This window comes from Flavobacterium ginsenosidimutans, assembly GCF_037478105.1.
Taxonomy (GTDB): domain Bacteria; phylum Bacteroidota; class Bacteroidia; order Flavobacteriales; family Flavobacteriaceae; genus Flavobacterium; species Flavobacterium ginsenosidimutans.
The window spans coordinates 4,242,656-4,255,074 of record NZ_CP147988.1 but is presented as its reverse complement, the minus strand read 5'-3'; the positions used below and the strand labels follow the sequence as shown (position 1 = coordinate 4,255,074).

At 35.9% G+C, this 12,419-nt stretch carries 9 protein-coding genes; 5 read left to right on the top strand and 4 right to left on the bottom strand.

Going from position 1 to position 12,419, the window contains the following annotated elements; all coding sequences use genetic code 11:
* Positions 1–2 precede the first annotated feature (2 nt).
* The 3 genes from V6624_RS18555 (at position 3) to V6624_RS18545 (ending at position 6,662) form a co-directional block, all read left to right on the top strand.
* The gene (locus V6624_RS18555) at positions 3–1,391 is read left to right on the top strand and encodes an alpha/beta hydrolase (protein ID WP_338839714.1); all 1,389 of its coding nucleotides are present in this window, start codon (positions 3–5) and stop codon (positions 1,389–1,391) included.
* A 225-nt stretch (positions 1,392–1,616) separates the two neighbouring features.
* A complete protein-coding gene (locus V6624_RS18550) occupies positions 1,617–3,641 on the top strand; it encodes a protein-disulfide reductase DsbD family protein (protein WP_338839713.1) in 2,025 nt (674 codons plus the stop codon).
* A 201-nt stretch (positions 3,642–3,842) separates the two neighbouring features.
* Positions 3,843–6,662 carry an insulinase family protein gene (locus V6624_RS18545; RefSeq protein WP_338839712.1) on the top strand — a complete coding sequence of 940 codons (2,820 nt, stop codon included), beginning with the start codon at positions 3,843–3,845 and terminating at the stop codon, positions 6,660–6,662.
* Positions 6,663–7,000: 338 nt separating this feature from the next.
* On the opposite strand, the gene V6624_RS18540 is transcribed toward V6624_RS18545, so the two are convergent.
* From V6624_RS18540 to V6624_RS18525, 4 genes are all read right to left on the bottom strand, one after another.
* On the bottom strand, positions 7,001–7,549 hold the full coding sequence (locus tag V6624_RS18540; protein ID WP_338839710.1) for a nucleotidyltransferase family protein: 549 nt from the start codon (positions 7,547–7,549) through the stop codon (positions 7,001–7,003).
* A 1,087-nt stretch (positions 7,550–8,636) separates the two neighbouring features.
* Positions 8,637–9,089: a carboxymuconolactone decarboxylase family protein gene (locus V6624_RS18535; protein WP_066034741.1), complete on the bottom strand. Its 453-nt coding sequence runs from the start codon at positions 9,087–9,089 to the stop codon at positions 8,637–8,639.
* 68 nt (positions 9,090–9,157) lie between these two features.
* Positions 9,158–9,733, bottom strand: coding sequence for a Crp/Fnr family transcriptional regulator (locus tag V6624_RS18530; protein WP_338841917.1), 576 nt, complete (start codon positions 9,731–9,733; stop codon positions 9,158–9,160).
* A gap of 684 nt (positions 9,734–10,417) precedes the next feature.
* On the bottom strand, positions 10,418–10,831 hold the full coding sequence (locus V6624_RS18525) for a helix-turn-helix domain-containing protein (RefSeq protein WP_338839708.1): 414 nt from the start codon (positions 10,829–10,831) through the stop codon (positions 10,418–10,420).
* Between the two features lie 102 nt (positions 10,832–10,933).
* On the opposite strand from V6624_RS18525, the gene V6624_RS18520 reads away from it, so the two are divergent.
* Complete coding sequence (locus tag V6624_RS18520) at positions 10,934–11,701, top strand: SDR family oxidoreductase (protein WP_338839707.1); 768 nt, start codon at positions 10,934–10,936, stop codon at positions 11,699–11,701.
* A gap of 91 nt (positions 11,702–11,792) precedes the next feature.
* Positions 11,793–12,410: a TetR/AcrR family transcriptional regulator gene (locus V6624_RS18515; protein ID WP_338839706.1), complete on the top strand. Its 618-nt coding sequence runs from the start codon at positions 11,793–11,795 to the stop codon at positions 12,408–12,410.
* The last annotated feature ends 9 nt before the right edge of the window (positions 12,411–12,419 follow it).

The window sequence follows — 12,419 nt, the reverse complement described above, 5'->3', positions numbered from 1 at the left end:
AAATGAAAATTGTTAATTTTTTATATCTCAGTATTGTGCTATTGTGCTGTCAGATTGGTTTTTCCCAGACCATCTGGCAGGGACAATATCAATCCTATAGAATTATTGTATCTGGAGATTTCGATGCCAAAAAAGATTCCCTTTCCTTTAGCATTCCTGAATTAGGTTCAGACTGCAAGGTTGCTGTAAAAGCTGCCGCTGACAGTGTTTCTTTTAAAAATGGCATGTATGGCTATACTTTTAAAGGAAAATACAGTTCCGATAAAACTGCAGTTACAGGAATTTTTAATAATTACTCGATTCCAAATGCTGCTGTTGTTTTAAAGAAGCAAAACCAAATAAAGCCTTTGTTTTTTGCACAGCATCCGCAGAAACCGTATCCGTATGAAGTGAAGGATTTTACCTTTGTAGGGAAGAATACCAAACTGGCTTATGGCGCAACATTGACGCTTCCGAAAAACAGAAAGAAATATCCGCTGGCCATTTTAATTTCTGGAACCGGACAGCATGACCGCAATTATACGTTCATGGGAAGAGAATTTTTCACTGTTTTAGCTGATTATCTGGCTCGTAACGGAATCGCCTCTCTTCGTGTAGACGACCGCGGATTTGGTAAAACAGCCGGCGATTTTGAAAGTGCCACAACCGGCGATTTTGCAGATGATATAGAAGAAGAAATAGCGTATTTAAAAAGCGATAAAAATGTGGATGCTTCCTATATTGGTTTAATCGGCCACAGCGAAGGGGGAATGATTGCCTCTATTGTGAGTTCGAGAAACAAAGATGTAAAATTCATGATCAGCTTATCTGGAGTAGGGGTAAGCGGACTCGAGATGCTGAATCTGCAGAATACGGCGATTTTAAAAAGCTTTAATTTTACAGATGAGGTGGTAGCCAAACAGATGGAGCTGTACAATATTCTTTTCAAAGCCGTTTACGAAACCAAAGATGATGAATCTGTAAAGCCAGTGATGGAGATAAAGCTGAAAGAATGGATGCAGAAACAAGATTCGGTCATGCTCAAGAAAGTACAGCTTTGGGAAGGACGCGACCAGACTTTTTTATACCGATATGGAAAAGATGCCGACAGAAAATGGTATCGCTATACTATCCATTACAATCCAGAAGACTATCTGCCAAAAATTAAGATTCCGGTATTTGTTGGAAATGGAGACAGAGATATTCAGGTTCCTGCTCTAGAGAATATAAATTCATTTAAGAAATACCTTGGAACAAAAGATCTTACTTCGAAAATCTATCCGGGCTTAAACCATATGTATCAGCATTGCAGGACTTGTACGCAGAAAGAAGTCAAAGAATTAGATGAAGTTTTTGCACCGGAAGTTCTCGATGATATTTCCAAATGGATTTTGCAGCGATATAAAAAATGATCATTGAAACGTATTAATATAAAGACATAGAAACATAGATCTTAGAACTTTAAAAAGGCATTCCACTGCTCTTGACACACCAAGCTATGCCTTAATAATGAGTTTCTTCTAACTATTTTTTTGCAGGCAATAAGACCTATCTTTCTATGTGTTTAAATAATTTTTCTGCTTAGATACACAGCTTTCATGATGATCCAAGCGATCATCGTCCTAAATTTCTTTTTTATGAAAAAACTAATTCTTTTTATCGCAATTTTCTTTGCGATGCATAATCTTACTGCCCAGATTTACGACCCCGTGTCGTTTAAAACGTCTGTAAAAGAGGTGGATAACTCCAGTTATGAATTAAGCATTACAGCGCAGATAGACAAAGGCTGGCACATGTATTCTCAAAAAGTTCCCGCAAACGGGCCAATGCCAACCAGTTTTGTGTTTGCAAAATCTAAAAATTATGCGGCAAAGGGAGGCATTGTTGAGCCAGACGGACATGAAATTGATGATCCGATTTTTAATATGCGAATCAAACTTTTTGAAACAAAAGCTGTTTTTACGCAAAAAATAGAAAGAAAAAACAGCGATGCTTTTAAGGTCAAGGCAGCTATAGAATTTATGGTCTGCAATGATCAAAGCTGTCTGCCGCCAAGCGAAAGGGAATTTGTTTTTGAGATTCCCAAAGGTGCCGCAAAAGAAGAACTAAAAGCGGCAGAAGAGGTCAAAAAAGATGCCACTGTTCCTGTAAAAGAAGATGCAGTTAGGGCAGAAGTTCCTGTGAAAACGGTAATAAAAAAAGAAATTGCATCGCTGCAAAAAAATGAAGATGCAGCAGGAGGAGAAAATATCTGGAGTATTTTTCTATTGAGCTTTTTAGGAGGTTTAGCGGCTTTGCTGACACCATGCGTTTTTCCTATGATTCCAATGACGGTTAGTTTTTTTACCAAACAAAGCAAAAATAAAGCGGCAGGAATTCGAAATGCTTTGGTATACGGCATTTTCATTATTATTATTTATGTCGCTTTGGGCACATTGGTAACCACTATTTTTGGTGCCGATGCCTTAAATGCATTGGCAACAAATGTCGTATTCAATTTAATATTCTTCTTATTATTGGTTGTCTTTGCCATATCATTTTTAGGCGCATTCGAAATTGTTTTACCAAGTTCATGGCTTACCAGAGTCGATAATAACTCGCAGAAAAGCGGTGTAATCGGAATCTTTTTTATGGCTTTGGCGCTTGCCATTGTATCATTTTCATGCACAGGGCCAATCGTGGGTACTTTATTGGTTCAGTCGGCAAGCCAGGGCGGTTTGGCACCCGTTATCGGAATGTTTGGATTTTCGCTGGCCATCGCTTTGCCTTTTACGCTTTTTGCCGCTTTTCCGGGATGGATGAATTCACTTCCAAAATCGGGTGGCTGGCTAAATTCGGTAAAAGTAGTTTTAGGATTTTTAGAATTGGCTTTGGCTTTTAAATTTTTATCCAATGCCGATTTGGTTTTGCAGCTTCATTTATTAGAAAGAGAAGCCTTTTTAGCAATTTGGATCGCCATCTTTACAGCTTTAACCTTTTATCTATTTGGAAAAATCCAGCTTTCGCATGACTCGCCTGCAGGACACCTTTCTGTGGGAAGATTGGGTCTCGGAATTGCAGTTCTCGCTTTTACCATTTATCTGATTCCGGGATTATGGGGCGCGCCGCTGCAATGGATCAGCGGATTTCCTCCTCCAAAACAATACAGCGAATCTCCAGATGGATTAGGAATGTCGGCCACGCCAAGTACCGCCGCAGCAATCCTGGCTGAAGGTGCAGAAGAAGGTCCAAACGGAATTGCGGTTTTCAGGGATTATGATTTAGGATTGGCTTATGCCAAAAAAGTAAACAAACCCGTGATGCTTGATTTTACCGGATTTGCCTGTGTAAACTGCCGTAAAATGGAAGAACGCGTCTGGCCTGATCCTCAGGTTCTATCACAATTGAAAAATGATGTGATCGTAATTTCATTATACGTGGATGACAAAAGGCCGCTGGAAGAAAAGGAGCAGATTACTTCAAAGATCACTGGAAAAAAAATAAAATATATCGGTCAGAAATGGAGCGAATTTCAAATCCTGAAATACAAGACGAACGCCCAGCCATATTATGTTTTAATCGATCATAATGGCGAAAACTTAAATCAGCCTACAGCTTATAATCCTGATATTGCATTTTACGCCAACTGGTTAAAAGAAGGTGTGGGGAACTTTAAGAAATGATATTAGCCTTATTATCTTTTAAGGCATAGAAGCATAGCTTTTGCAGCCTTAATTTAGGCATTTCATTTTTAGCACATCCCAGTGCTTTTGGAATATGTGCGGGAAACGGGTTTCTTTTTGCAGGCTTTTCTGGAAAGGGAGACCTATGTTTCTATGTGCTTAAATAAAAAAACAATCTTTAAAAAAAGCAAAAAATATCAAATGAAAATCTTTCCATCAAAATGCTTTCTTCTGATCCTATTGATTGGATTTAAAAGCAGTGCGCAGTTTTCGACCACGATTCCGCTCAGTAAAGATGTGGCTTGGGGAACTTTAAAAAACGGAATGAAATATTACGTGCTCCATAACCAATGGCCAAAAGATCGTGTGAGTTTTTATTTCGCTCAAAATGTGGGTGCCATTCTGGAGAACGACGATCAGAACGGATTGGCACATTTCCTGGAGCACATGGCTTTTAACGGAACTCAAAACTTTGAAGGAAAAGGAATTATCGATATGCTCGAGAAAAATGGAGTCCGTTTTGGTGCTGATATTAATGCTTACACAGCTCAGGATCAAACGGTTTATAATTTAAGCAATGTGCCTTCGACAGATGATAAATTGGTAGATTCCTGCCTTTTAGCCCTGCATGACTGGTCTGGTTTTCTTTCTTTAAAAGAAGCGGAAATCGATGCAGAACGAGGTGTTATTAGGGAAGAGTGGAGAACAAGAAGAGACTCAGATTTCAGGCTTCGTTTGGAAACGGATAAAACCCTGTTTAAAGGTTCCAAATATGCAAAGCGTGATGTTATTGGCGATTTAAATATCATCAATAATTTTGGATATCAGGTGCTTAGAGATTATTATAAAAAATGGTACCGCCCAGATTTGCAAGCCATTATTGTGGTTGGCGATGTCAATGTGGCGCAAGTGGAACAAAAGATTATAAAACTTTTTTCCTCGATCGAAATGCCAAAAAATCCTGCGAAACGCTATTATGTCTCAATTCCTAAAAATAAAGGAATAGAATATGTTTTGGCAAAAGATAAAGAAGCGCAGGAAACAGCCATAGTGCTTTATTATAAAAAAGATTTTGATAAAGCTAAAAATGCGGCAAGCATAAGAAAGGATTTGGTCCATAATTTATGTGCCGATATGTTGAATAGGCGTTATCAGGAATTTATTCAGAATAACCAGTCATCAGTTTTGAAAATGGCGGGAGGAGCTTCAGAAGTATCAAGATTAACCAATTCATTCAGCTTGTATGTTGTTCCAAAAAACAATAAGACGGCCGCTGGGTTTAAGGAATTGATGATCGAAACCGAAAGAGCAGTCCGCTATGGTTTTACGCAAAAAGAATTAGACCGGAATAAAGAGGGAATTTTAAGCTATTACGAAGATCTGCTTCAGAATAAAGACAAAATAAGCAGCGATGAATTTGCAGAAGAACTGGTTAATTATTTCCTGAAAGCGGTTCCGTTTCAAAGCATTGAAACGCAATATGAAAACATCAAAAAAAGTCTGGCTTCGATTACGCTTTCGGAAATAAATCAGGCAGTAAAGAAACTGCAGACTGCCGATAATGTTGTTTTAACAGTTACCGGCCCTGATAAAAGCGATGCAGTCTATCCTTCAAAAGAAGACTATCTGGATATTATGGAATCGGTTAAAAAAATGCCTTTAGAAAAATACCAGCAGGCAGATACGGACCAGCCTTTGATTGCAGCAGCATTAAAAGGCTCTAAAGTATCTAAAGAATTTAAAGTTGACGGAATTGCGGCAGCAAAAGGCTATGTCTTAAATAACGGAGCGAAAATTATTCTGTATCCAACAGCGCTGTCAAAAGATGAAGTCTTGTTTTCGGCATTTAGCAGAGGAGGAAGCTCTTTAATTAAAACAGAGGATATTCCATCTTCGCAGATTGCGGTTGGTTTAGTGGAAAGCTCTGGATTGGGTAAATTTAAAAGCACTGATTTACAGGATAAGTTAAACGGAAAAATTGTAAGTCTAAAACCATATATTACAGAATTGACAGAAGGTTTTAAAGGTTCGAGCAATCAAAAAGATGTAGAAACTTTATTGCAGCTGCTTTACTTGTATTTTGAGAATCCAAGATTTGATAAAGATTCGTACGCAAGAATGCTCACTGGTTTTAGCAATTCTTTAGAAAATGCGGCAAATGCAAACGCTAAAGTTTTTCAGGATACCATTTCGCTTTTAAATTCAAATCGCAATAAAAGGCTTCCACTTTTTAATGAAGCATATCTCAAACAATTGAGTTTTGAAAAAGCATCAGAAATCTATAAAAACAGGATTCAAAACGCGGCCGATTTTACTTTCATTTTCACTGGAAATCTGCCTGACAATACGCTTTCGCTGATTGAAAAATACATTGGCAGCATTTCATGCGACAGCAGCAAAACCGAAAATTTTATAGACAATCGCATCAGTCCAGCTGATGGAGTTGCCAAACAGGTAGTAATCCGTGAAATGAATGTGCCAAAGGCAAGTGTCTATATCCGATTTGTAAAAGAGTTTCCTTACACCTATAAAAATGTTTTTACGCTTCATATTTTATCTGAATTATTATCTAAAAAATACATGGATTTGATCCGTGAAGAAGAGGGCGGAAGCTATGGCGTGCATGTGTCTTCCAGCGTGAGCAGACTTCCTTCTGACCAGTATGCGATGACAATTAATTTTGATTCTGATCCTGAGAAAGAAGAAAAGCTGACCAAAATTGTTTATGGGCAAATTGAATCAATGCAGCAAAAAGTGGCAAAAGAAGAAGATGTCCAATCGGTAAAAAATACAGTTTTGAAATCAAGAGCCGAAAAAGTTTTAACCAATAGTTTTTGGCTTGGCAATTTAAATAGCATGCTTTTAAATAATGAAGAATTTAAAGATGACACGATTTACAGGAAAACCCTCGATGAAATTACTCCGGCAGACATAAAAGTTTTTGCCAAGCAGTTTTTTGCTGCAACAAAAACGGTTGAGGTGATTATGAAATCGAAAACTCGCAGTGCTGATCCTCAATAGTAACAATAAAATGGTTTTTCATTGATTTTTATTTTGAAGTATATGAATTAGTAAGCTTGTACATTACTTGAAAAACCTAAAAGAGCTGTTTTGCCAACAGCTCTTTTTTTTTGGCTATTGATGGGATTTATAATTTAAATTATTTCGCTTGATCAGGTTCATAATTGATGCTAAAAGGAATGTTTTAATACAGTTTCGAACCTAAAGGCAGAAGGAGTTGATTTTACTATGTTTATAGTTGCTTAAAATAGCAAGTGCCACGATTTTGCCATAAAGCTAACAGTCGCATATCGTTAAAAACCGCCTAACTTTCTGTGGCAAAAATGTATCCGCTGCATTTAACTGTTGTCATATATTTTGAGATTTTCCCATTGCTTTTTCCACTGTTTTTCATTTACTCTTTTTTGGAAAAGAATTAAATCGAAATTTGGAGTTGGCTTAACTATTAAATTGAATAAATCGTATAAACCGTATGGAGCCAGAATTTCAATTTGATCATTTGGATTTAATCTTACCGAAACTGCTGTCGCTGTTTCCGGCCAGTGGGAAATTGCATTTTCAGTATTAATATATTTAGGATGATTATTACGAAAATGCATTCGTGCCTGATTTTTGACAGACCAATTATCCTCTGGACTTATTTGAGTAAGTTGATGCTCAATTTTTTTTTCTAAGTTTTCTGAAATATTGCTTTCATCAAAAAAGACCACATCTATATCATTTAGTTTCATAGTTTTTTGTCCATGTAAAATATCCCAAACTTTATTTCTTACAAATCCTGCGCCAATCCAGCAATCATTTAGGTTTAGATTTTTAACCCTGGTGAGTGTGCTGATCATTTGTTCATCTTTTACAATTATATCAGTTAATTCATTTTTAAATTGCATTTTAATTGGGAGTTAACGGCTGTTGACTTGGCTAATTTAAAAAATTATAGGCTTCAATATTAAATTTAGGCAAGAAATCAATTTGCAAGCCCTTGCTGCTGGCTAAGACTTCTTGAAGGCACCTGAAGCAAACCTTTTTTTTGACTCAGTCGAACAGCAATTAATAATTGAAGTTATGAGTGCAAAAAATTCAAGTAAATGTTAGACCATTTTCTAAATTAAATCGCATTATTTTCCATTTGAACAGCAGTAAAAAACACTTTAACCTTCTTTGGTTAATTGAACAGTCTTTTGATTGATATCTAATTTGTAAGCTTGATTGGTATAATTTTCAATAAGACGGTAACAGCATATTTTACAATAGTACTGCTGTTTGTAGTTTTTGTTCTCCCGTTTTTAATAACCTTTTTTCTTTACATTTTGGACAATTCATATAATCACTAACTCTGGAGCACTATGTCGGATTTTTACTCATTTTAGCTCATTTAAGGCAATATTAAAACAAAAAAGATGAGCAGTAATGCTCATTTTTAAATTATTTATTCCTAAAATTTGTTCAATTTCAAAAGGTTAGAATTCCAAAATCTCATATCACTAACTTTGAAACACTGCCAAATTTTCGAACCAAAAAAAGCCTGCAAAATATACACTTCGCAGGCTTTCATTTTTTTGTAGTGACGGGGACAGGACAAATTTCAACATCATTTTTGGATGATTTGAAGAGATTGGCTTTCTATATGTAATGTCTGTCTTTCATTGGCGTTAAAAAATTGGTTCGGATGTCCTGAGTAGGATTGATGCAAAAATTGTAAAAACTCAATTGATCCATCGCATTAAACTGATATATAAATTTACAAAATTTATGCAGGATTTTAAAAGATTGTTTAAGTTAAGGCAGGATTGTCTTTCTTTGGCTGTATGAATTATTTGATTGTTGTTCCACTGGAGCATTTCTATCCTAATTGGTGCTTTTAAATGAGTTTTTCGTAAAAGCAATAAGCCCGAAACAAATCGGGCTTATTGTCTTCAAATTTAATTATAATTCTAAACTTTTGGATGCATCGTAATTAAACTAGTTTTTTACAAGTTATGCAAGACTTTCTCCTATTCGGAGATGGGTACTGAGAACAACCCTGTTCCAAAGATTGATTGTTATGACGGCCGTTATTATATCTGCTATCTGGCTTTCACTGAAATACTGTAAGGCCTTTGTATAGGTTTCATCCGTTAATCCGTTCTCATGAATTAGTGTTATCTCTTCAGTTACCGCGAGCACCACTTTTTCCTCTTCTGTAAAAATGTCCCCAGCTTCTCTCCAAGCACTCAAGAGAAAAATGCGCTGGTTTGACTCGCCGTTTTTAACGGCGTCCTGAGTGTGGATGTTGATGCAGTAGGCACAGCCGTTGATCTGCGAGGCACGTATCTTTATGAGTTCTTTGGCTGTCTTGGATATGGAAATTTTTGAAAGGTAGCTTTCAAGTCCTATCATCGCTTTTAGTGCATCCGGAGCGGCCTGCTTAATGTTAAGTCGTTTTTGCATTGTATTATTCTTTTAAAATTGTTCAATGCAAAATTCAATAATAGGGAAAGGAAAAAACTTAAACTGGTTTAAGAAAGAAGCCTTTTGCGTATTTCGCTCAAGTATTCGGGCGTGAATCCTAGATAGGAAGCGATGAGGTATTGGGGAACACGCTGGATGAATTCGGGGTGGTTTCTGACTGCCTGGAAATAAAACTCTTCCTTAGAGAACGAGAAAAGAAATTTGATGCGTTTCTGTGCGGCTGCATAAGCCCTCTGGTAGACAAAACGGAAATAGCGCTCCATTACCGGAAACTCTTCCAGCAGCTTCTGCTGCTTCTCCAAAGTGATGTAAAGCAATGTTGATTTCTCTACTGCCTGAATATAAAATTCTGTCGCGAGCTGGTTCTCGTAGGCAAAGTTATCGGTAAGCCACCATGTTTCTATGGCAAATTCCGTGGTTTGTTCGGTACCTTTCTCGTTAATATAAAACTTTCTAAGCAGGCCGTCCAAAACAAAATAATGATGACGGCAGATCTGTCCCTCCTTTAGCAGGTTCTCTTTTTTACACGTTTGTTTTATGTCGAAGAATTTTTTGATTTGCTCAAAGTCATTGTCTGATACCTGTGCAAATTTGGCTATATGGTTTTTGAGTATAGTGGACATCTGGAGTAAATGACATATTGGTTTTGACTGTTCGGCCAGCTTTTTTAATCGGAATGGCATCGCTGGCAGGCTCTTAAGCAAATATAGCAATAATATACTTAAATACGTTTTGAAATCAGATTTCATTATTTGTCATTAAATAGTAATTGAAAGCAATTTGGAGATTATATAGAGTCAATTTCTATAATATTCTGGGGGTTCGAATCCTGTTAAGTTATCGAATGATAAATTAACTATTTGTATTATTTTTCATCTAAATATACACGCTGAAGCAATTTTTCTATTATTTTAGAGAAAGAAAATAAAAGCAAAAATGACTCAAAGCCACCGTATTTATTAGTGTAAATGAAAAAATGGCGCCAATTGTCTTCAATTGGCGCCATCTGGCTGAGTGACCCCGACGGGACAAATTTCAACATTTTTTTTGGATGATTTGAAGAAATTGGCTTATTATATGTAGTCACTTGTCTCCCAGTGGCTTAATGAATTTGGTTTAGATGTCCTGTTGGGGATTGAAGGAAAATACAGCTTCAAAAAACAAATCGCTAACCTCTTTTATTAAAACCGCCTTAGCTTGTGTAACAAAATTGGAGGCAGTTTTACACCTGCAGGAGGCGTGTTTTGTCATGCACATTCCAGCCCAAATTTATTGTGGCAAAAAAAGTAGTAGCTATGTAATATATACTATAGATTTGATTCAAGTTCTTTAAAAGCATTTTTAATAAATCCTTCCTTATCAGCATTCATTTGTGCCAGCAATTCCTTTCTTTTTTCAGGAATGTCGGTATACTTTTCTGCCCAAAGATTAATTTCAACAATTATTGGAATTAAATCCATTCCTTTCTGTGTCAATTGATATAATACTTTGGCTTTACTGTCGGGATGCTCCATTTTCTGAATAATTCCGTTTTCTTCTAATGAAAGCAGTCGAGCAGCCAAAATGTTAGTTGCGATCTTCTCATCAGATTTGGATAATTCGCCATAGGTACATTTTTTTTTAAGCATTAAATCTCTCACAATCAACAGCGACCACTTGTCACCAAAGGCTTCAAGTGAAAAACTTACCGGGCAGTCTGATCTCTTTTTTTGAGTTTTCATAAAATAAATTTAAAATCACTTGCTTTTTGCAAGTAATTGTATTTATATTTGCACTTGCATTTTGCAAGCAAATATAGAAATAATAAACTAAATAGAAAAATTATGGAATTAAAAGGTAAGACAATTTTGATTACAGGCGGCTCTGCCGGAATCGGATTAGAGGCTGCAAAACAATTCATTACAGAAGGCGCTAAAGTAATTATTACAGGAAGAGATCAGAAAAAATTAGATCTTGCCAAAAAAATGCATCCATCCATTACGACCATTAAAAGTGATGCGTCCAGTCAGGAAGCTGCGGTTGCTTTGTACAATCAAATTAATGAAATGGGCGGTATCGATATACTTTATAACAATGCCGGAATTATGAATGGCCAGGATAATTTAGGTTTCAGTAATTCAAAACATTTTGAAAAAGCTGCCATAGAAATTAATACCAACTACTTAGGAGTTATTCTCTTAAATGATCTTTTTCTGGATATGCTTAAAAGCAGAAAAGAAGCAGCTATTATCAATACATCATCGATATTGAGTTACACCCCGTCTAATCTTGTACCGACTTATTCAGCATCAAAAGCTGCAGTACGTTTTTATACAGAAGCATTACGAGATCATTTACAGATAATTGGAAGCAGAATAAAAATATTTGAATTATTGCCGCCGTTGGTAAAAACAAATATGTCTGAGGGAATGGAAGGTAAATCGATAACACCAGATGTGCTAATTGATGCTTTGATAAAAGGATTAAAAAACAATACGTACACTATTCGTGTTGGCGATACAAAAGCGATTTATCTGTTAAATAGATTTTTACCAAAGTTAGCTTACAAGTTATTGAATCATAAAGGTATTACGGCCAGATTGCAATCTTAATTTGTATAAAAATATTTAACTGAATAAAAAATGAACGGCGTTCATTTTATTTTATATCTTTGTCTGCAGCAAGCCTGGAATAAAAATAAGTATGAGTACAATTGATAGAAAAGCAAAAGAGAAAGAAGCTTTAAAAGCCCTGATATTAAAAGGTGCTAAAAAGCTTTTTGTTGAAAAAGGAATTGAACAGACTACCATAAGAAACATTGCTGAAGAAATTAACTACAGTGTAGGGACTGTTTATGTTTATTTTAAAGATAAAAATGATATTCTCCATGATCTTCATACAATAGGTTTTCAGGAATTAGATAGTTATTTTATGGAGCTATATACTATAGAAGATCCGAAGGAAAGATTAAAGAAAATGGGATTTACCTATATCAAGTTTGCCATCGAAAATTCTGAAATGTACGATTTGATGTTTAATCTAAAAGCTCCAATAGAATTTCTGAAAGACTCCGAGAATGAAGATTGGGATGAAGGATGTACAGCATTTGGATTAGTTAAAAAAACTATTGAAGAATGTATTAACAAAGGTTATTTTAAAGGCCATAGTGTAGAGCCGCTGGCATTTATGGTTTGGAGTTTGGTACATGGTATGTGCTGTCTGGAAATTCACCAGAGAATTAAAAATGTAAATTTTACGAATCCGGATACCATTTTGTATGACGGATACAATGAATTTTTAAAAATGATAGAAAAGCTTTAAAAATTTTTT